At 29.9% G+C, this 21,920-nt stretch carries 18 protein-coding genes; 14 read left to right on the top strand and 4 right to left on the bottom strand.

Annotated elements, in window-relative coordinates; translation table 11 throughout:
* Positions 1–59: 59 nt before the first annotated feature.
* Complete coding sequence (locus ACWW38_RS07035; RefSeq protein WP_456260076.1) at positions 60–1,223, bottom strand: iron-containing alcohol dehydrogenase; 1,164 nt, start codon at positions 1,221–1,223, stop codon at positions 60–62.
* A 309-nt stretch (positions 1,224–1,532) separates the two neighbouring features.
* Between ACWW38_RS07035 and ACWW38_RS07030 the strand changes: the two genes are divergently transcribed.
* The 7 genes from ACWW38_RS07030 to ACWW38_RS07000 all read left to right on the top strand — a co-directional run bounded on the left by ACWW38_RS07030 (position 1,533) and on the right by ACWW38_RS07000 (position 15,478).
* A complete protein-coding gene (locus ACWW38_RS07030; protein ID WP_456260075.1) occupies positions 1,533–2,267 on the top strand; it encodes a DNA alkylation repair protein in 735 nt (244 codons plus the stop codon).
* A 24-nt stretch (positions 2,268–2,291) separates the two neighbouring features.
* Complete coding sequence (locus tag ACWW38_RS07025) at positions 2,292–3,200, top strand: alpha/beta hydrolase (RefSeq protein WP_456260074.1); 909 nt, start codon at positions 2,292–2,294, stop codon at positions 3,198–3,200.
* 80 nt (positions 3,201–3,280) lie between these two features.
* A complete protein-coding gene (gene addB / locus ACWW38_RS07020) occupies positions 3,281–6,688 on the top strand; it encodes a helicase-exonuclease AddAB subunit AddB (RefSeq protein ID WP_456260073.1) in 3,408 nt (1,135 codons plus the stop codon).
* Positions 6,627–10,412 (top strand): helicase-exonuclease AddAB subunit AddA, encoded by a 3,786-nt coding sequence (addA, locus tag ACWW38_RS07015; RefSeq protein ID WP_456260433.1) that lies wholly within the window; start codon positions 6,627–6,629, stop codon positions 10,410–10,412. Before addB ends, addA begins: the two co-directional genes overlap by 62 nt.
* Positions 10,413–10,466: 54 nt before the next feature.
* Positions 10,467–11,429 (top strand): 3'-5' exoribonuclease YhaM family protein, encoded by a 963-nt coding sequence (locus tag ACWW38_RS07010; protein WP_456260072.1) that lies wholly within the window; start codon positions 10,467–10,469, stop codon positions 11,427–11,429.
* A gap of 157 nt (positions 11,430–11,586) precedes the next feature.
* A complete protein-coding gene (gene glgA, locus ACWW38_RS07005) occupies positions 11,587–13,023 on the top strand; it encodes a glycogen synthase GlgA (RefSeq protein ID WP_456260071.1) in 1,437 nt (478 codons plus the stop codon).
* A 19-nt stretch (positions 13,024–13,042) separates the two neighbouring features.
* Positions 13,043–15,478 carry a glycogen/starch/alpha-glucan phosphorylase gene (locus tag ACWW38_RS07000; protein WP_456260070.1) on the top strand — a complete coding sequence of 812 codons (2,436 nt, stop codon included), beginning with the start codon at positions 13,043–13,045 and terminating at the stop codon, positions 15,476–15,478.
* Positions 15,479–15,530: 52 nt separating this feature from the next.
* Here the strand turns inward: ACWW38_RS07000 and ACWW38_RS06995 are convergent, their stop codons facing one another.
* On the bottom strand, positions 15,531–16,274 hold the full coding sequence (locus ACWW38_RS06995; RefSeq protein ID WP_456260069.1) for a LysM peptidoglycan-binding domain-containing protein: 744 nt from the start codon (positions 16,272–16,274) through the stop codon (positions 15,531–15,533).
* Positions 16,275–16,435: 161 nt separating this feature from the next.
* Between ACWW38_RS06995 and ACWW38_RS06990 the strand changes: the two genes are divergently transcribed.
* From ACWW38_RS06990 to ACWW38_RS06975, 4 genes are all read left to right on the top strand, one after another.
* The gene (locus tag ACWW38_RS06990) at positions 16,436–16,633 is read left to right on the top strand and encodes an H-type small acid-soluble spore protein (protein WP_456260068.1); all 198 of its coding nucleotides are present in this window, start codon (positions 16,436–16,438) and stop codon (positions 16,631–16,633) included.
* A 98-nt stretch (positions 16,634–16,731) separates the two neighbouring features.
* Complete coding sequence (amrA, locus tag ACWW38_RS06985; RefSeq protein WP_456260432.1) at positions 16,732–18,114, top strand: AmmeMemoRadiSam system protein A; 1,383 nt, start codon at positions 16,732–16,734, stop codon at positions 18,112–18,114.
* 173 nt (positions 18,115–18,287) lie between these two features.
* A complete protein-coding gene (locus tag ACWW38_RS06980; RefSeq protein ID WP_456260067.1) occupies positions 18,288–18,800 on the top strand; it encodes a DUF6155 family protein in 513 nt (170 codons plus the stop codon).
* Positions 18,801–18,918: 118 nt separating this feature from the next.
* A complete protein-coding gene (locus ACWW38_RS06975) occupies positions 18,919–19,158 on the top strand; it encodes a DUF1292 domain-containing protein (RefSeq protein WP_456260066.1) in 240 nt (79 codons plus the stop codon).
* A gap of 34 nt (positions 19,159–19,192) precedes the next feature.
* On the opposite strand, the gene ACWW38_RS06970 is transcribed toward ACWW38_RS06975, so the two are convergent.
* Positions 19,193–19,480, bottom strand: a complete 288-nt coding sequence (locus ACWW38_RS06970; protein WP_456260065.1) for a hypothetical protein — start codon at positions 19,478–19,480, stop codon at positions 19,193–19,195.
* A 190-nt stretch (positions 19,481–19,670) separates the two neighbouring features.
* On the opposite strand from ACWW38_RS06970, the gene ACWW38_RS06965 reads away from it, so the two are divergent.
* The 3 genes from ACWW38_RS06965 (at position 19,671) to ACWW38_RS06955 (ending at position 20,797) form a co-directional block, all read left to right on the top strand.
* Complete coding sequence (locus ACWW38_RS06965; protein ID WP_456260064.1) at positions 19,671–19,919, top strand: hypothetical protein; 249 nt, start codon at positions 19,671–19,673, stop codon at positions 19,917–19,919.
* Between the two features lie 26 nt (positions 19,920–19,945).
* Positions 19,946–20,473 carry a 2'-5' RNA ligase family protein gene (locus ACWW38_RS06960; protein ID WP_456260063.1) on the top strand — a complete coding sequence of 176 codons (528 nt, stop codon included), beginning with the start codon at positions 19,946–19,948 and terminating at the stop codon, positions 20,471–20,473.
* 132 nt (positions 20,474–20,605) lie between these two features.
* Complete coding sequence (locus ACWW38_RS06955) at positions 20,606–20,797, top strand: ferredoxin (protein WP_456260062.1); 192 nt, start codon at positions 20,606–20,608, stop codon at positions 20,795–20,797.
* Positions 20,798–20,928: 131 nt separating this feature from the next.
* Here ACWW38_RS06955 and ACWW38_RS06950 read toward each other — a convergent pair whose 3' ends face one another.
* The gene (locus ACWW38_RS06950; RefSeq protein WP_456260061.1) at positions 20,929–21,807 is read right to left on the bottom strand and encodes an FUSC family protein; all 879 of its coding nucleotides are present in this window, start codon (positions 21,805–21,807) and stop codon (positions 20,929–20,931) included.
* Positions 21,808–21,920: the final 113 nt, after the last annotated feature.

The raw sequence follows: 21,920 nt of genomic DNA, 5'->3' as shown, positions 1-21,920 counted from the left end.
TCTTAATTTATCTGTTTTTTTATAGCTTTTCTATTAGATTTACTAGCTAAGATAATACACTATTTAGCTAGCTTTAGTATATTAAATACGTCTTCTTTTTCTAATTTTACGAAGCTGCCTAATGGATGGACCTCTGTTGCCTTCATAGCCATTTCTTCAAATCTATCCTCAGGTATATTTGCTTCCACTAAGGAAGTAGGCAGTCCTATATTCTTAAAGAATGCTTTAGTTTTTTCGATACCATCTAGAACAGTATTTTCAGGATTGTTAAAATCAGGTTCAACATCCCATACTCTTACAGCAAACTGAGCAAATCTATTTATATCCTGTTTGTATACATACTTCATCCAGGCAGGGAACAAAATTGCAAGTCCTGCTCCATGGGTTATATCATAAATTCCACTAAGTTCATGTTCTATATCGTGAGTTGCCCAGTCTTCAATTCTACCTGTACCAAGTAAACCATTATGGGCTATTGTTCCTGCCCACATAATTTCAGCTCTTGCTGCATAGTTAGTTGGTTCCTTTAATGCAATAGGGACATTTTTTATAATGGTCTTAAGAGCAGCCTCGCTTAATCTATCGGTTAAGTCTACATTATGTTCATTTGTAAAATATCTTTCGAAAATATGTGCCATCATATCAGCAGCTCCAGCTGCAGTTTGATATGGAGGTAATGTGTATGTTAATTCAGGATTCATTATTGCAAATTTGGGTATAATAAAGCTGCTTCCAGTAGGTCTTTTATACCAACCATCTTCGTTTGTTATAACAGATCCTGTGCTGGACTCGCTTCCAGCAGCGGGTATAGTTAAAACAACTCCTATAGGAAGAGCAGATTTTATTTTAGCTTTTTCAGTATAAAAATCCCATACATCTCCATCATAAGGAACACCTGCTGCAATGGCTTTTGCAGAGTCAATAACACTTCCTCCACCAACTGCCAAAATAAAGCTAATTCTATTTTTGCGGCATATTTCTATTCCTTCTCTAACTAAGCTTAATCTAGGATTAGGTTGGACTCCGCCAAATTCAAATATAGTCATCCCAGAAGACTCAAGAGACTGAACGACTTTATCATAAAGTCCAGTTCTTTTAATGGTTCCACCACCATAATGAAGTAAAACTTTAGTACCATATTTTTGAGATTCATATCCTACTTTGCTTTCTGTACCCTTTCCAAAAATTATTTTTGTTGGATTTTGAAAAGTAAAGTTAATCATATAGAACTTCTCCTCCACAATTTTATTTATTATAGGATTATTATATCATTAATATTGAATTTTAATTTAGAGTTCTTAGATAGTTGGATTAATAGCTAGTTATATGGAGATTATAGAAAATTTGAAGAGAATGTTAAAGCATAATTTTTAACGAATTATGTGAAAGCAGCAATTGCTTAAAATACAGTCTTATATAATAATTAAAGTAGTTGATGCTAAAGTAAATTAGGTTTATGATTAAGTTACTAAAATTAGTAAATTAGTAAAGAGAGTACTAATTAAAAATTAGAAAATATATCTGGAGGAAATATGAATATTGAAGAATTAAAAGATATAAAATGGGATGAGAGAAATTTAAAGATATTTAATCAGTTTTTAAAAGAGCTAGGAGAAGAAGATTATGCAGAGTTCAATAGAAGGATAATACCAGATATGGGATATGCTTATGGTATAAGAGTACCTATTTTAAGGAAGATATCGAATAATATTGGGAAAATCAAAAATATAAGAGAGCTTTATGATTATTTAAGAGATAAAGAGGTTTATGAAGAAAAATTATTACAGGGTATGATAATACCTAAGTTAGACTATGAAAATGTTGAAGAAATATTAAAAGCAATAGATGAATACATATTAAGAATAAATAACTGGGCTCTATGTGATTCCTTTGTATCTACATTAAAACAGATAGTAAATAAAAATAGAGAGCTATTTTTTAATAAGATAAAGGAATATGTTAAAAGTGATAACCCTTGGGAGATTAGGTTTGGACTTATACTGTTAAATAACTACTATTCAACAAATGAGTATTTAGATTTTATATTTGATACTGTATCTAGCATAAAAAGTCAGCATTATTATGTAAAGATGGGGATAGCTTGGCTTATAAGTACATGCTATATAAGCAATAAGGATAAAGTTACTGAATTTATAAAGAGCAATAGTATGGACAAGTGGTGTAGAAATAAGTCTATACAAAAGATAGTTGAATCAACAAGGGTATCAAAAGAAGAAAAATTAGAGATTAAAAAATTGAAGGTTTAGAATGGTGAAAAGGGGATAGGGCTAATGGTGATAGTTATTTTATCCATATCTTTTATTTTAATTCTAAGTTTAATTGGAATTTATTTTTCTAACTTGATAATTCATCCGAAGAAGTATAGTTATGAAAGAACCCATGATATAGAAGTTGAAAAAGGTAGAGTAGACGATGAGAAATTTAATAGGTTACAAAAGGAAGAAATATATATAGAATCCCCCTATGGATATAAACTGCATGGAATATTCTTTCCGAGAGAAAACTCTAAAAAATTTATTATAATATGTCATGGATTTACCTATTCTCTTTATGGATCTGTTAAGTATATTGACATATTCTCAAAGAGAGATTTTAATATTCTTATCTATGACAATAGATATCATGGATTAAGTGGAGGAAAAAATGTTTCCTTTGGATATTATGAAAAATATGATTTAAAAGCTTGGACGGATTGGATAATAAATAGATTTGGAGAAGAAGCTGAAATTGGAATCCATGGAGAATCCATGGGAGCGGGAATTGTACTTCAAAATGCTGCCATTGATCCTAGAGTGAAATTTTGCATAGCAGACTGCGGATATTCAGATGTAACTATACTTATGAAACATCAATTGAAGAAGCAGTATAACTTACATTGGCTTCCATTTTTAATTACATTAACAAGTTTTGTTACAAAACTAAGGGCAGGATGGAGTTTTAGAGATGTTTCTCCTATAAATAATTTGGATAAAGTAGATACACCTATTTTGTTTATTCATGGTAAAGAAGACGACTATGTTCCAACATACATGAGCAATGATATGTATAATGTAAAAAGGGGAGTTAAAGATATATATATTGCTCCTAATGCCGGGCACGTGGAATCCTACTGGAATAACAAATATGAGTATGATAAAAAAGTAGGAGAATTTTTAGAAGGTGTAAAATTTAGACATTGATAATTTTAAATATATATATTAATGTAAATACTTATTAAAAGAACTATAGAATTAAAAATAATAAAGTTGGTGAATATAGAATGAGTTTAAGGTTTATATATGGCCGTGCTGGCTGCGGTAAAAGCAGATATTGTGTTGAAGCCATAAAGAAGAGATTAGAGGAAGGAGAGACAAAGCCTCTAATTTTAGTTGTTCCTGAACAATTTTCTTTTCAAGCAGAAAAAAGTGTAGTAGAAGAGGTTAGAGGAACTGGAATTATAAATGTTGAAGTAACAAGCTTTGGAAGAATGGCATATAGAATCTTTAATGAGGTTGGAGGTGCAACTCGTAACCACATGGATTCTTCAGGAAAACTTATGCTTGTTTTTAGTATAATGAACAGAATAAAGGATGAACTTAAGGTTTTTGCTGCATCGGCAGATCAACAGGGGTTTGTTAATACAATTTCGGATATTATAACAGAGTTTAAAAGATATGATATAAATCCTGAAATACTTAAGAGTTCTTTAGATTTAATAGAAGAAAGTGAACTTTTGAAAGATAAATTATCTGATATTACTAGAATATTTGAGGAATTTGAAGAGAGTCTTCATAGAAATTATATAGACAGTGAAGATGAATTGAGCCTACTTTATGAGAAGATTGATGAATCATCAATGTTTGATGGAGCTGAAATATGGCTTGATGAATTTAACTCCTTTATTCCTCAACAGTATAAGATAATTGAAAAGCTTCTTAGAAAAGCAAAAAGAGTTAATGTAACTTTATGTATGGATTATTATAGAGAAATTGATAGTACAGATGTATTTGCACCAATTAAGAGTACAGAGGAAAAGTTAGTAAAGCTTGCACAGGAAAATAGTTTTACTATTGATAAGCCAGTTATATTAAACAATTCATGCATGGATAGATTTAAAGATAATGATGAAATAAGATTTTTAGAAGCTAATTATTTTAAATATCCTTATAAACCTTATATGGATGATACAAGTGATATTAAAATAATAAGAGGATTAAATTTATATTCAGAAGTTGAAAATGTAGCAAGAGAAATAATTAAGTTTTCAAGGGAAGAGGGACTAAGGTTTAAGGATATAGCTGTTATAAGTAGAGATTTAGGAGCTTATGAAAAGATTATAAAGACTATATTTGATGAATATGAAATACCTTATTTTATTGATAAGAAGAAGGAAATAGATGATAATCCACTTATTATACTTATAACTTCTGCAATAGATATATTTAATAAAAATTGGTCCTATGAGTCAGTTTTTAGATACCTAAAATCAGGACTTATAAATATTAGCAAAGAAGACATAGACCTATTGGAGAATTATGTTATGGCCTATGGTATTAGAGGAAAAAACAAATGGAATTCTGATTGGGAGTATGGTAGTGAAGAGCTTTCAGAAAAGGTAAATAGTATAAGACTTAAAACTATTGAACCATTAATGAAGTTTGGTTCTAAATTGAAGGGAAAAAAGAAAGCAGAAGAAATATGCTTGGCACTATATAATTTCTTATGTGAAGTAGGAGCAAATGAAACTATAGAATCTTGGGTAGATAAGTTTAAAGAAGAGGGAAATCAGGCATTAGCAAAAGAGTATAGCCAAATTTGGAATATGGTAATTGAGCTTTTAGATCAGGTAGTGGAGATATTTAAAGAAGATAAGCTTGAGCTAAAGGAGTTTGTTAAGATCATATCCTTAGGATTTGGAGAGCATAAAATGGGACTTATACCTCCATCCCTTGATGAGATTCTAGTATCAGATGTAGAAAGAGTTAGAACTCACGCGGTTAAGCTTCTTTATATTGTAGGAGTTAATGATGGTATATTTCCGGCAGTTTCAAAAGATGAAGGTATACTTACGGATGCAGACAGGGACAGACTAAGGAAAATGGACATTGAGATTGCAGAAGATACTAAGTCAAAAACCTTTGAAGAACAATTTTTAATATATAGAACTCTTACTATTACAGGAAAGTATCTAAGAATATGTTATTCTATAGGTGACTTTGAAGGAAAGGCATTAAGACCTTCTATTATAGTTTCAAGATTAAAGTCTATATTCAAAAATATAGCTGAAGAAGGAGAAGTGCTAGAAGAGAATGAGGAAAATCTAGATTTAATTTCTAGAGAAATACCAACTTTTAATAAATTAGTGTCTATACTTAGAAAAGATAACGAGAAGGTAAAAGAGAGTGTACTCTGGAAAGAAGTTTTTGATTGGTATTCTAGAAATGATAAGTGGAAAGATAGATTAAAGACAATTTTCTCAGCTGTGGCATACACAAATGATGTGGAAAAAATAAGCGAAGAAAAAGTTAGAAAGCTTTATGGAGATAAGTTATACTTTAGTGTTTCAAGACTAGAAAAGTACGTAGAGTGTCCTTTTGCTTACTATGTTCAATACGGTCTTAGGGCTAAAGAGAGAAAGGTGTTTGCGATTAGTGCACCAGATTTAGGCACATTTATGCACAGTGTTATTGATGAGTTTTCTAAAACTGTGGATAAAAATTCAATAACCTGGTATGAAATAGATAAAAAATGGTGCCAGGATACTGTATCTAAAATCGTAGATGAAAAAGCTAAAGAAACTTCTGGAGGAATCTTTGATAGCTCTCCAAGATACAGATATTTTACAGAGAGACTAAAAAGAGTACTTATAAAAACTATTTTAGTCATTATAGAGCATCTAAAGAGAAGCGGATTCCAGCCTATGGGATATGAAATAGGCTTTGATGAAGGTGGGACTTATCCACCTATTGAGATAGAACTTAGCAATGGAGAAAAAGTAAAGCTTATTGGAAGAATTGATAGGGTAGATAAACTTGATTTAGAGGGAAAAGATTATTACAGAATAATAGATTATAAATCAGGAAATAAAGATTTTAAACTATCAGACGTCTATTATGGCCTTCAAATTCAGCTTTTAACTTACTTAGATGCAATACTTAGAAATGAAGAAATAAGAGAAAAGTATCCTGTAATACCAGGTGGAGTTTTATATTTAAGGATAGACGATCCTATTATAAAAGGATCTAGAAATATATCAGATGAAGAAATTGAAAAAGAAATAATGAAAGCTTTAAAGATGAAAGGACTTCTTCTTGCAGATCCAAAAATTATAAAAGAAATGGATAGAGAAATAGAAGGGTCATCACTAATTATTCCGGCAAGAATTAATAAAGGAGGAGACCTTGGGAAATCCTCTGTAGGTACAGAAGAACAATTTAAAATGCTAAGGGAGCACGTTAAGGATAACTTAGTTAAAACTTGTGAAGAAATGCTAAAAGGGGAAATTAAAATTAAACCTTACAAAAGCAATGATGCCACTGCCTGTGACTTTTGCACATATTCATCTATATGTCAATTTGATAATAATTTTGACGGAAATAGTTATAAGGTTATAGATGAAAAGAAGGATGAAGAAGTATGGGAAATGCTTGAAAGGAGGGTCAAAATTGAAGGAAGTGAATTGGACTAAGGAGCAACAGGCAGCTATTAATACCCATGGATGTAATCTTTTAGTTGCAGCTGCAGCAGGATCGGGAAAGACTGCAGTACTTGTTGAAAGAATAATAAAGATGATAACGGACTTCAAAAATCCTATTGATATAGATAGATTACTTGTTGTTACTTTTACTAATGCCGCTGCATCAGAAATGAAGGAGAGAATAGCAAAAGCTATTAGTGATGAACTTACAAAACATCCTAAGTCAAGACAGCTTCAAAGACAGTTAACTCTACTAAATAGAGCCAGCATAACAACTATCCACTCCTTTTGTCTAGATGTTATAAGAAATAATTTTCATTACATTGATATAGATCCTAATTTTAGAGTAGGAGACCAGACAGAAACTATTCTTCTTAAAGCTGAGACTATAGAAGAGATGTTTGAAGAACTTTATGAGCCAGAAAATTGTAAACAAAGCTTCTTAAATTTAGTTGAGTTCTATAGTAATAACAAAGATGATTTAGCTCTTCAAAATATAGTGCTTAATCTTTATGATTTTGCTATGAGCTCTCCGAGTCCTATAGAAGCTCTAAATTTTATGGCAGAAGATTTTAATGTGGAGGATGACTACGATTTTGGAAATTCTAAATGGGCTAAAATTATATTAGAAGACATAAAAATTGAATTAATTGCTCTTAGAAAATTAATGGAAGAGGCAATAAACATAATAAATGATACAGAGGGGTTAGACCCATACCTAGAGGATTTTCAAAATGAGTTAGCTATGATTAATGATTTAATATTAAGTTCTGATAATTCTTGGGATAGTCTCTATGATTCTTTTAAAGAAGTAGAGTTTAAGAGGTTAAAGAGCTGTAGAAAGTGTGAAAATAAAGATAATCAAGAAAAGGTAAAAGAAATAAGAAATAAGGTTAAAAAGCAAATACAGGAAGATATGAAGGGTAAAGTAGTTTTATATGGAAGCAAAGAAACAACAGTAGATTTGCAAGAACTTTATCCAATTATGAGATCTCTATCTGATCTTGCAATAGAATTTATAAATAGATATGGAAAGGCTAAAAGGGGTAGAGGAATAATAGATTTTAACGATTTTGAACACTTTTGCCTTCAAATATTAGAAAATAGAGATGTAGCATCAGCTCTCAGAGAAAAATATATAGAAATACTTGTAGATGAATATCAAGACAGTAATTATGTACAAGAATCTATAATAAGTACTATAGCTAGAAAAGACGAGAATACTGGAAAAAATGAAAATGTGTTTATGGTTGGAGATGTAAAGCAGAGTATATATAGATTTAGGCAAGCAAAGCCAGAGCTGTTCTTAAGTAAATATAATTCTTATTCTCTAGAAGAAGGAGAAAAGGAAAGAAAGATAACCCTATTTAAAAACTTTAGAAGTAGAAGAGAGATACTGGATGCTGTTAATTTTATATTTACTCAAATAATGTCTGTAAATGTTGGAGAATTGGAGTATGATGAAAGTGAAGCTTTAAATTTAGGAGCTGATTATGGACCTTGTGAAGAGTTAGATTCAATTGTAGGAGGAGCTATTGAACTTAACATAATAGACAAGAAAACTAGCGAAAAGTTAAAGGAATCTTCAAATGACAATTCACAGGCAGACGAAGATAAAGAAGAGGAAATATTGTCTAATATACAGTTAGAAGCAAGATTAGTAGCTAAAAGAATAAATGAACTTATAAATCCTGAAAATAATAAAGTTTTTAAAGTATATGATAATGATTTAAAATGTTATAGGCAAGTAGAGTATAGAGATATTGTGATACTTTTAAGAAGTACTGCTAATTGGGCACCAGTTTTTATGGATGAACTAAAAGAATATTCAGTTCCAGCCTATGCTGATATTGGAAGCGGCTACTTTGAAACTTTAGAGGTTAAGACAATATTATCATTGCTTCAAATAATAGATAATCCAAGGCAGGATATTCCGCTTATTGCCATATTACGTTCTCCTATTGCTTCTTTTACTCCAGAAGAATTGATAGATATTAGACTGGAAAATAAAAATGGAGACTTCTATGATGGTCTTGTAATGCTTTCTACAATGGAAGAAGGAGATAGGCAGTTAGTAGATAAATGTAGAGGATTTTTAGAAAGGTTAAATGCATGGAGAGATAGATCTATCCATATGCCTATAGATGAATTTATATGGTACTTATATATGGATACTGGATATTATGGGTATGTAGGAGCATTAGCAGGAGGAATGCAAAGGCAGGCAAACCTGAAAATATTATTCCAAAGAGCTGGACAGTATGAAAAGACAAGTTATAAAGGTCTGTTTAACTTTATAAATTTTATAAATAAATTGAAAACTAGTAGTGGAGATATGGGAAGTGCTAAGATATTAGGAGAAAATGAGAATGTAGTTAGAATAATGAGTATCCACAAGAGCAAGGGATTAGAATTTCCTGTAGTATTCTTATCTGCTCTAGGTAAAAATTTTAATATGCAGGATTTAAATAGAAGAATACTGTTACATAGTGAATTGGGTTATGGACCAGATTATATAAATTTAGATAAAAGGTTATCCTATCCAACGGTGCTAAAACAAGCTTTGAAGAAAAAGATTAAAATAGAGAGTTTATCTGAAGAAATGAGAATCTTGTATGTTGCACTGACAAGAGCTAAAGAAAAGCTGATTATGACAGGAAGAGTAAATGACATTGAAAGCTGTGCTAAAAAGTGGTCTTATGGATTACAAGATAAAAATGAAAAATTATCACAATATGAGGTATCTAAAGCTAGAAATTATCTAGATTGGATTTGCCCTGTAGTAATGAGACATAGAGATGGAGAACTATTGCGTGAAGCTGCTGGAATAGAAGAATATAATCAAACAAATATAATAAAAGATGACTCTAAGTGGGAAATTATATTCCACAGCATGAATAGTGTAACCGGGGACAATATAGAAGATAAGGAAGATAATCTTATAGAAGGCTTGGATGAAACAGGTGAAATTCATATTGAGGATAAGTATTATGATGAAATAGATGATAGATTAAAATGGGAATATCCATATATAAGATCATCTAAACTTCCAACACTCCTTACTGTAACAGAATTAAAGAGAATGCACAATATAGATGTTACTAGGGATATGTATGATGATTATTCTCATAATATATATACTCCAAATTTAGTAAAGAAGCCGGCCTTCATGGATAAAAATAAAAAATTATCTGGTGCTGAAAAAGGTACGGCAACTCACGCTGTAATGCAAAAATTAGATTATAAAAGTGAGTTAAGTGAAGAAAGCATAAAAGAACAAATAAATTCTTTCATAAGAAAAGAGTTAATTACACAGGAACAAGCGGATAGTGTTGAGATACCAAAGATTTCAAGATTTTTCAATTCTAATATAGGAAAGAGAATTTTAGAAGCAGAAAAAATATATAGAGAAGTACCTTTCCATATACAACTAAAGAGTACAGAGGTATACAGTGACTTGCCTAAGGACAAATATGAAAAAGAATATATTATGCTTCAAGGTATTATAGACTGTTACTTTGAAGAAAATGGAGAGGTAGTTCTTGTGGACTATAAGACGGATTACTTTAAAGAAGGCAATGAAAATTTAATAGCCGAAAAATATAAAATCCAATTAGAATATTACTCAAAGGCTATTGAATTAATTACCGGTAAAAAAGTAAAAGAAAAATTTCTATATTTGTTTTATAATGATAAAGAAGTAGAGCTTAAATAATATAGAAGCTATAAAAATAAAATATACTAAGCTTACTTAAGGAGGGGTTTTAGTTTGGATATAATGGTTAAGAATATAGCGGAATTTCAACCTAATGATAAAATTGAAGGTTTTTTTATAATAAAAGCTTCAGAATGTAGAACAGCTACAAATAGTAAGAAATATTTAGATTTTACTATTGGAGATAAAACTGGCGAAATAAACGCAAAATACTGGAATTACAACGAAGGCGATGAAGAACTTTATGTACCTAATACACTTATAAAGGTAAGAGGAAGTGTTACAGTCTGGCAGAGCAATATTCAATTTAAAATAGATAGAATAAGGCTTACAAAGGAGCAGGATAATGTAGAAATATCAGATTTTGTTCCTTCAGCTCCCTACCCGCCAGAGGACATGTACCAAGTGCTAGATGGATATATTAATAAAATACAAAATAATGATATAAAGAATATTGTTAAAACTATTATAAATGACTATGATAACAAAATAATGCATTTCCCAGCAGCAAAGAAGAACCATCATGCTGTAAGATCTGGACTTCTATATCATACAACAACTATGCTTAAAGCTGGAGAAAAATTGTGTGAAATATATGCATTTATAAATACTGATTTGCTTTATGGAGGAATAATACTTCACGATCTTGCTAAAATGGATGAAATGGATTCAAGTGAGCTTGGCATTGTAAGTGATTATACAGTAGAAGGCCAGCTGCTAGGTCATATAATTCAAGGAATAAAAAATGTAGAATTAGCTGCAGAAAAGGTAGGGGCAGATAAAGAAACCACTATGTTGCTACAACATATGATTCTATCACACCACTATGAAGCAGATTTTGGAAGCCCTAAAAAGCCTATGATTCCAGAGGCTCAGATGTTACATTATCTAGATATAATGGATGCAAGTCTTTATGATATGCATAAAGCAGCAGATGAAGCTAACAAAGGTGAATTTTCAAATCAAATATGGTCATTAGATAAGAGAAAGATATATAAACCTACCAAAGAATTTTAATATAATAAAAGTTACTATAGACAGGAGAAATCCTGTCTATTATTTTTTGATATATGGAATAAAATTTAAAATATGAAAATATATTATAATTCTAGAGGTGAAAATACTTGAAAATAGAATAATATATTAAAAGCTAAATTTGAAAGAGGGGGAGTATATGAATATATTATTTGCAACTTCGGAATCCTATCCATTTATGAAAACAGGGGGACTTGGAGATGTAGCTTATGCACTTCCAAAAGCTTTAAGAAAATTAGGAATAGATATAAGAGTTATTATGCCAAAGTATACTAAGATATCAAAAGAATACTCTGATAAAATGGAGAAGGTTGCTGAATATAATGTACAAGTTGGATGGAGAAATCAATATTGCGGACTTTTGCATCAAGAGTATAATGGTATACCTTTTTATTTTATAGATAATGAATATTACTTCAAAAGAGGAAGTGCTTATGGAGATTTTGATGATGGAGAAAGATTTTCTTTCTTTTCAAAGGCCATTCTGGAAGCTATAAAATACATAGATGATTTTGCTCCAGATATATTACATTGCAATGATTGGCATACTGCTATTACTATACCTTTGTTAAAAGAACATTATAAAAATGATTCAAGATATAACAACATAAAAACTGTATATACAATACACAATCTAAAGTATCAAGGACTTTTTGCAAAAGAAATGCTGGGAGAATTATTAAATTTAGGGATGGAATATTTCTCGGAGGATAAACTTAAATATTATAGTGCCATATCTTTTATGAAGGGAGGCATAATTTTTGCTGATAGAGTAACTACAGTAAGTCCTACCTATGCGGAGGAGATAAAAACAGAATATTACGGAGAAGGACTTAATGGACTTTTGAGAAGCAGAGACTGTAATCTACACGGAATATTAAATGGACTTGATACAGATTTAAATAATCCTATAATAGATAAAAATTTATTTGTAAACTATGATGAGGATAATGTTGTAGGAAAAGAAAAAAATAAGGAGAGGCTCCAAGAGCTATTAAACCTTCCGAAAAACAAGGACATACCAATGATAGGTATGGTTACAAGATTAGAGGAGCAAAAGGGAATAGATTTAATACGTGAGGTCATAGAAGAATTGCTTCGTGAAGATATTCAACTTGTGATTCTTGGAACGGGAGATCAAAGATATGAGGATATGTTTAAGTTCTTTGCATGGAAGTATCCTAACAAGGTTTCAGCAAATATTTATTTTGATGCTTCTCTTGCACAAAAGATATATGCTGCATCTGACATGTTTTTAATGCCATCCAAGTTTGAACCTTGTGGCATAGGGCAACTTATAGCTTTAAAATATGGAAGCATACCTATTGTTCGTGAAACTGGGGGATTGAATGATACAGTACATTCTTACAATGAGTACACAGGAGAAGGCAATGGATTTACATTTAAAAATTATAATTCACAGGATATGCTTTATACAATAAAAAGAGCAATAAATTTTTATTACAATAAGGATATTTGGAATAAATTAATTACAACAGCTATGAAGGAGGATTTCAGTTGGAATAAATCTGCACAAGAATACATTCAAATGTATAGAAAGGTATTAGATAAATAATGAATATAGAGGTGCAGAAATGGCATTAGACAAAGAAACAATAAAGAGAGACTTTGAAAAGAAGATTATAAATATGTTCTCAGAAGATATAAAAGAAGCTTCTATTCTTCATAAATATTTAGCATTTGGGAGTTTAATTAAAGAGTACTGTGCCGAAAACTGGATGAAAACTAATAAACAGTATGTTAAAGATGAGGAAAAGCAGGTTTATTATTTTTCAATGGAATTTTTAATAGGAAAGCTGCTAAAAAGTAACCTATTGAATTTGGGAATAGAACAGGAAAGTGAGAAGGCCTTAGAGGAGTTAGGTATAAATCTTAAACAGCTTGAAGAAGCTGAAATAGATGCAGGCCTTGGAAATGGAGGATTAGGAAGATTAGCAGCGTGTTTTTTAGATTCTATGGCATCTCTAGGAATTCCAGGGCACGGTTGTGGTATAAGATATAAATATGGATTATTTGAACAAAAGATAGTCAATGGATATCAGGTTGAGATACCAGACAACTGGCTAGAAGAAGGTAATGTGTGGGAAACTAGAAAAGATGACAAAGCTGTAATTGTTAAGTTTGGAGGGAAAATAACACCTATTTCGTTAAATGGCAGGCTTAACTTTATACATGAGAACTATCAGCCAGTAAAAGCAGTGCCTTACGATACACCTATTGTAGGATATAAAAATAAGACTGTTAATACTTTAAGACTCTGGAATGCAGAAACCTTAGAGAAGGATAGAGAGCTGGATTTTAATTTTTTTAAAAGCGGAAATTATTCAAAGGCGGTGGAATACAAATCTTCAGTAGAATCTATATCACAAATACTATATCCAGATGATTCTCAAGTAGAGGGAAGAATATTAAGGCTAAAACAGCAATACTTTTTTGTAAGCGCAGGGATACAAAGTATAATAAGAAATTATAAAAAGAAAAATAAGCCTATTAACGAATTTCACAAATATGTAGCTATCCATATTAATGATACTCATCCTTCATTAGCAGTTCCTGAGCTTATGAGAATACTAATAGATGAAGAAGAGTTAGATTGGAATGAGGCATGGGAAGTTACAAACAAGACCATATCTTATACAAATCATACTATAATGTCAGAAGCACTTGAAAAGTGGCCTGTTGAAATCTTTAAAAGATTATTACCAAGAATCTATATGATTGTAGAAGAAATAAATAGGAGATTTATAGATGTAACCTTGACTAAGTATGAAAACGATCGGCTAAGATTAAGTGGCATGGAAATAATAAAAGACAATCAGGTGAGAATGGCAAACTTAGCTATAATAGGAGGACATTCAGTTAACGGAGTTGCAAAACTTCATACTGAAATACTGAAAAAAAGAGAATTAAATAATTTTTATCAGCTTTATGGTGATAAATTTAATAATAAAACTAATGGAATAGCTCATAGAAGATGGCTTCTTCAGGCAAACCCTAACTTGGCAAATTTTATAAGTGAAACTATTGGAAGTGGTTGGATTAAAGAACCAACAAGGCTTATAGAATTAGAAAATTATTCTAAAGATAATAGTTTTCAAGACAAAATACGTAGTATAAAGAGAGGAAATAAAGCTGAATTTGCATTAAAGGTTAAGGATAAGTATGGAATAAGCATAGACCCGGATTCCATTTTTGATGTTCATGTTAAAAGGCTTCATGCATATAAAAGGCAGGTACTAAATTTATTTAATATAATTTATTTATATAATCAGCTTAAAGAAAATCCTAATTTAGATATATATCCAAGAACTTTTTTCTTTGCAGCAAAAGCATCTCCAAGTTACTTTTTAGCAAAAGAAGTCATAAAACTTGTAAATACAGTAGGGGATAAAATAAATAAAGATAAGTCTATTAATGATAAGTTAAAAGTAGTTTTTCTTGAAAATTATAGAGTTTCTCTTGCCGAAAAGATAATACCATGTGCTGATGTAAGTGAACAAATATCAACTGCATCAAAAGAAGCATCTGGTACAGGAAATATGAAATTTATGATGAATGGAGCTATAACTATTGCAACACTAGATGGTGCAAATATTGAGATAAAAGAGTCGGTTGGAGAAGAGAATATAATAACATTTGGATTAAGTTCAGAAGAAGTTATGAATTATGAAAAATACGGCGGATATTGGTCAAAAGAATTTTATGCTAATGATAGCAGAATTCATAAAATAGTAGATCAAATATCCAATGGATATTTTGGCGTGCCACTTTCAGAATTTAAAAATATATACGAACACTTGATAGATAGAAATGATGAGTATTTTATATTTAAAGATTTTAACTCCTATGTTAAAGCTCAAGAAAAAATAGATTCTCTTTATAGACAGAGTTCAAAATGGCAGGAGATGTGTATAATAAATATCGCTAGATCCGGATGCTTTTCTAGTGATAATACAATTCTCAAGTATTCTAAAGAAATATGGGGTACTGAAATTGTCAATATAAAATAATATAAATAAGCTACCATACTCTTGGGGATATGGTAGCTTATTTAATTAGAGACTATTCATCGTCTCTGTCTTCATCATCTATATTAGTATTTTCATTAGATGTATCTTTAGTATTACTGTCTTTTTTAGTGTTATCATTATTCTTTATGGATTCAGAATTAGCAGCAGCACTATCTGAATTCGGTATATATATTTCTAAGCCTACGCTAAGTAAATTAGCATTAGTTAAATTATTTTTTTTCATAATCATATCTACCGCTTTATTTGTATCCATATTAGGAAGATATTCTTTAGCTATATTATATAAACTTTCACCAGATTTAACTGTATATTTAGTACAGCCTGTTGTATCAATGTCATTTACGGGAATCATTAAATGAGAACCTACAGGAATAACAGATCTATCTTTTAAGTTATTCATTGTCTCTAAAATTTTTACTGCTTCCTCTTGGCTCTTCCATGGTATTGACTTTCTAGCAATACTGTATAGAGTGTCACCAGCTTTTACTACATAATCAGTGTATTTTTCCATAGCTGCGTTGCTGGAAGTTTGAGTTTCCTCATTTGTATCTTGAGTTGTATTATTGCTTTGAATGTTGTCTTCTATTGGAGCCTGTGCCTCTTGCTGAGTATCGGTTTTATCCTTTGAAGATGTATCTTCAGCAGTAATAACATTATTGTCTTTATTTGAGCCTTCTATTAAATTATTTAGGCTTCTTGTCATAAAGAATACCGCAAGAAATAATACTGTTCCTGAACAAATAATTATTAAAGCCTTTTTAAACTTGGACTTCATATTTATATTAATACCCCTTTCAAAATAAATATTTTATTCTAATTATTGACAGTTAATAATTTTTTTAAACTTTTTAGACTAAATTTTTTTATTGAAATTTTACATACTTTATATGATTTAGATAACTCTAATACTATATAAAATTTTAAGGAGGTATTATTATGGATTTACACGAAGCTCATGAGATTATGATTAGCCCAAATAAAATTACAGTATTGTACAAAGGCGAACCAGTATGGATAGAACAAGTGGATAACACTGCAGGAACAGCTCAAGTAAGAACTTTAGAAACTAAAAAGGTTATGGGAGTTTATGTGAATGATTTAGTTAATACAAAAGAGATTGTAGGAAAAATATAGATAGACATATTACAAATAATGTGTATTTAAACTTTTCAAAGTGGTAAACTTCTAGTTAGGAGGTGTTTTAATTGGGTAAGATTTTAGCACACTACATAATGCCGCATCCACCAATCATAATAGATGAAGTTGGAAAAGGAGAAGAAAAAAAAGCGATAGAAACTGTTAATGCTTGTTACAGTATTGGAGATGAAATAAACAAATTAAAGCCGAAAACAATAATTATAATTACTCCCCATGGTCCATTATTTAGTGACGCACTAGCTATTTCTGCATCACCTAATATAAAAGGAGATTTAGCAAGTTTTGGAGCTCCTAACATTAAGTTTAATATTAATATAAACACAGAACTTACAGAAAGTATAAGGAAAAAATCAATTGAAGAGAATATAATACTTGTTCCAGTAGATGATAGTTCTTCAAGACAATATGGAATTTCTACTGAATTAGATCATGGAAGTATGGTGCCACTTTATTTTATAAATAAAAAGTATAATAATTACAATCTTGTTCACATAACCTATGGATTACTTTCAAAAATACAATTATATAAATTTGGAATGATAATAAATGAAGTAGTTAAACAGAGTGAAGAGGATGCAGTGATAATTTCAAGTGGAGATTTGTCTCATAAATTAAATGACGAAAGTCCTTATGGGTTTAATGAAAATGGAGAAAAGTTTGACAAAGAAATAGTAGATTTATTGAAAGCTGGAGATACCTTAGGAATATTTAATATTAGTAAAAATCTAATTAAAGGTGCCGGAGAATGTGGACTTAGGTCATTCTATATATTACTTGGAATTATGGATGGATATAAAATAAAAGGAAGCTTATTATCTTATGAAGGACCTTTTGGAATAGGATATGGAGTAATGAAATTTGATACTAAAGAAGACAAAGATAGAAAGTTATTTAATAATATTATAGAAATTAGACAAAAAGAGATTCAGAGAATAAGAGAATGTGAAGATGTATATGCAAAACTTGCAAGGTCAAGTTTAGAGAACTATGTAAAAACTGGTGAATACATAAGTGTGCCATTAGTTCATGAAAAAATGCTAACAGATAGACATGGTGTATTCGTTTCAATTAAAAAAGAAGGTGAATTAAGAGGATGTATAGGAACAATCTTTCCATCCACTGATTGTATAGCAAGAGAGATAATAAAAAATGCAGTAGATGCAGGAATGAGAGATCCTAGATTTTCACCTGTAGAGGAAGAAGAACTTCAAGATCTGGAATATTCTATAGATATTTTAATGACACCAACAAAAGCTTCTAAAGAAGAGCTAGACACTAAAAAGTATGGTATTGTTGTGAAAAATGGATCTAGAAGTGGAGTTTTACTTCCTGATTTAGAGGGAGTGGATACTGTAGAAGAGCAGCTAGCTATAGCTCTAGAAAAAGCAGATATAGATGCCAATGAGAGCTATACAATAGAAAAATTTGAAGTGATTAGGCGTGGAAGTAAATGCTAGTAGATATTTAAAATATAAAATATCTCAATTTTAGCCCAATAAATGGGCTAATTTTTTTATTAAAAAGCTTTTGTAAATTTAAGGAAATCGGTATAATGGTATTATGGTTATTTAGGTAATATGTTAAAGATTATAATTCAAAATAGGATAATCCAAAGGAGAAGTCTGTTAATATGATGAAGCCTAAACTAAAAGAATATTTAAATATGCTGAATAAAGATGAATTACAGGAACAGATAATAGAATTAGCTACAATATTTCCAAAAGTAAATGACTATTATATTCTAAAGATAAATGGAGAGCTGGAAGAAAATTTACTAGAATTGTATAAGAAAAAAATAAATAATGAGATTTTTCCTGAAAGTGAAGGACAAAGGGTAAAATATTCTGTAATTAGTGAGGCTATTATTGAATTTCAACAAATTTCTAATTTACCTGAAAATACAGTAATATTAATGTTCTATTACATTGACCAAGCATTAAGTTTTATAGAGTTATGTAAAAATGTAGATGAAAAGTTTTTTATTAGTATTGAGGGAGTTTTTGATAAGGCACTAAATTTAATTTTTAAATATGAATTAGAAGAACAATTCCAAGAGAAAATTAAGTATATATTAGATAAAAGTAAGAAAGAAATCTTTGGATTTAGAGATAACATGCTTAATATATATTCATGTTATTATTAGAATTTAAAAGAGAGTAAAAATTAAAATATCTAAAACATAAATATATTTATTAAAAATTGAGAACCCTATTGTATGAGATAAAATATAAATTTTATATATGATAGGAGGAAAATTACATATGGAAACTATTCAAACTATAACAGTAGAAAATGAATATGGAAAAAAGGTTGAATTAGAGTTAATAGACAGAGTTACTATAGGCAATGATAAATATGTTATTGTGTCAATGCCAGGAACTGAAAGTGCAAATGCATATAGAGAAGTAAGTAGAGGAAATGGAAAAATAGAGTATGCATCAATAGGGGCAGGGGCTGAATTCCAAAGAGTTTTAGAAGCTTATAATGCTCAAAACAGCTAAATAAAAAGGCCACGATGATTTCGTGGCTTTTGTTTTAATCTTCACATTCACATCTTGAGATGCTGCTCATTTCTGTATCTAATAGATTTTTACCTTCATTTGATAACTGATATAGTTTTTCTTGATTTTTAGAATCTGCAGAATCAACTCTTTTAAGCAATCCGCACTTTTCCAAATCTTTTATTGAAGCACGTACTATTGCATGACGTTTTTTTACGAATTTAGAACAAATAGAATCAACATCTAAGTATTTATCTGGATATAATTCGCACATAATTTTTTTAGCATAGGGTTTATGACTTTTTTTTAATTTATCATACATAAAAACACTCCTTAGAAAACCAAGTTTTATTTTATACATAATATGAAAGGGTTTACAAGACTATTCATATATACATAAAGTATTTTTTAAATACTTGCGTTAGAGTAACAAATTATTTAAACTTATAGGTAGATTACATAATTTTTAAATTAAATAAGGCATATTCTAAAGAGGGAGAGGGAAAATAGATATGAAGCTAGAAAAGTATTGTAATAATTGTAAATTCTACGAAGAGGAGAAGTGCACTAAACAAGAAAATCCCACTATTGAAAAAGGAGTTTTTGTATGTTGGCTTCCTTCATTTAGTTATTCAATAGAACTAATCAAGCTTTTAGGCCCAAATGAAAGAGATGAATATTTATTTAGTGATATATATGATGAGGTTCATTTATTAAGAAAAATTGAGACAGGAAGTTTTGAAGAAAAAGAAGAAGATTAAAGAGTTCTGAAGGGACAGATAATAGAATGAGATATGTTATTGTTTGTTTATTAAAAGGGGATATATTAAAGTTTCATGAAAAGCTTGTAGAAGATGTATGTCAGGAGTTTAAAGTTGAAAGACAAAAGTTACCTGCACATTTTACTATAAAGGCACCTTTTGAATCAGATAATATTAAAGAATTAGAAGAAATTACTGATAAATTCTGTAGAACAAATGCTAAGGCTCCAATGAAAATTAATGGTTTAGGGCATTTTAGAGATAATGTAGTATTTATGGATATTCATCCTTCTAAGAAGGCTATAGAGGTACATGATAATTATATTGATGAATTGAAAGGCTTGCATTGGCTTGAATGGAAGGATAATGATGGAAAAGACAAAAGATTTCATTGCACTATTGCGTCCAAAAGAATTAAAGATAAGTTTAATATGATTTGGGACTATGTATCAAATTTTTCACATGATTTTCAATTTAATTTTGATAATATATCCATACTAATTTGGAAAAATGGCAGATGGGAAACTTATAAAGAATATATGTTTAAGGATTAAAGGAAAGCTTGGAATGGCAATCGAATTGTTTACGTATTATATAAGTTTTTGTGATATTATCTAAATTAAAGGGTAAAAATATAATAGTAACGTATTATATTTTTAATAAGAAGATGAAAGGGAGAGATTTTAATGGAAGCTTTTGTAGATCAAGAAACTTGTATAGGATGTGGATTATGTCCTTCAATTTGTCCAGAAGTTTTTGATATGGGAGACGATGGAAAAGCTCATGTAATTGTTGATACAGTTCCAGGAGATGCTGAAGGCGGAGCAGTTGAAGCACAAGAATCCTGCCCTGTAGATGCAATAAAAGTAGAAAAATAAATCTAATAGTAAATGCAGTTATTAAAAGGGACTGCCGCATTAAGAAATTTACATACAATACACTGTTTTGCAAGTTTAAAGTAAAACAATATATTGTAGTATTTATTCTTAGTGCGACAGCCACTTTTTTATTAATTTAAATTAGTTTTTAATGTGTCTACAATATCAATTAAATTATTTATATGATAATTATATATTATTTCTATGTCATTATTTTCATAGGGTTTATCCTTTGTATCTACATTGCACATATCAAAAAGTTCTACTATTCTATCCTTATTTTTCTTATTAAGGTTACAGTTTGCATTAAGAGATTTTATCATAAATAGATGACTATAAGCTTTTTTACTAAGATCCAATACTTTATTAAAACTTTCTGTTTCATGAGGTTTAATCTCTTTAGAAGCAATTTCAGACATATATGATTTTAATAAATCTTCAAATGCTGATACTTGTTTATTTAAGGTTGCTAATTCTAAGGAAGTATTTTGGCAAAGTTCATTTTTTAATAAACCATATATGCTATCAATTACACTATTTTTCATGGCAGATAGACTATCTAAATATTTAGGCGGAGATATAAAATAATTTACTAAAACTGAAATAGCTATACCGATAAAAGTTTCCATAAGCCTATTAGCACTATATAAAAGGGGAGTAGTGTCTTTTAAATTAATCATAATAGCAAGGAATACTATACAAGCTATAGTTGCTGACTTATTTCGACCTAGTACATTACATACATATATTACAACAATTATTCCTAAGAAACATAAGAATGCATTTCGGGGGTCAATTAGAGCAAATAAAAGTCCAATTAGTGCACCGATAAATGTACCTATCATTCTATTTTTTCCAACCTTAAAGGAATCAAAAACAGAACTTTGCATACAGATTACTGCAGCAATACAAGCGTAAAAAGGATATTCAACTTTTAGAAGTCTCAATATAATTATACATAAAAAAACAGCAACTCCTGTTTTAAAATTTCTCATACCTATCTTTTTCATAATTGAATGCCTCTCTTTGTAAATAATTATGATATAATTTTAAATATATTATACACAAATAAAAACGCTGGGTAAATGGAAAACCAAGTTATGATATGGTACATAGTTTTTTA

It is taken from the genome of Clostridium sp. JNZ J1-5, from assembly GCF_053901425.1.
Note: the sequence above shows the minus strand (reverse complement) of the source record. Positions and strands in the feature narration are given on the sequence as shown.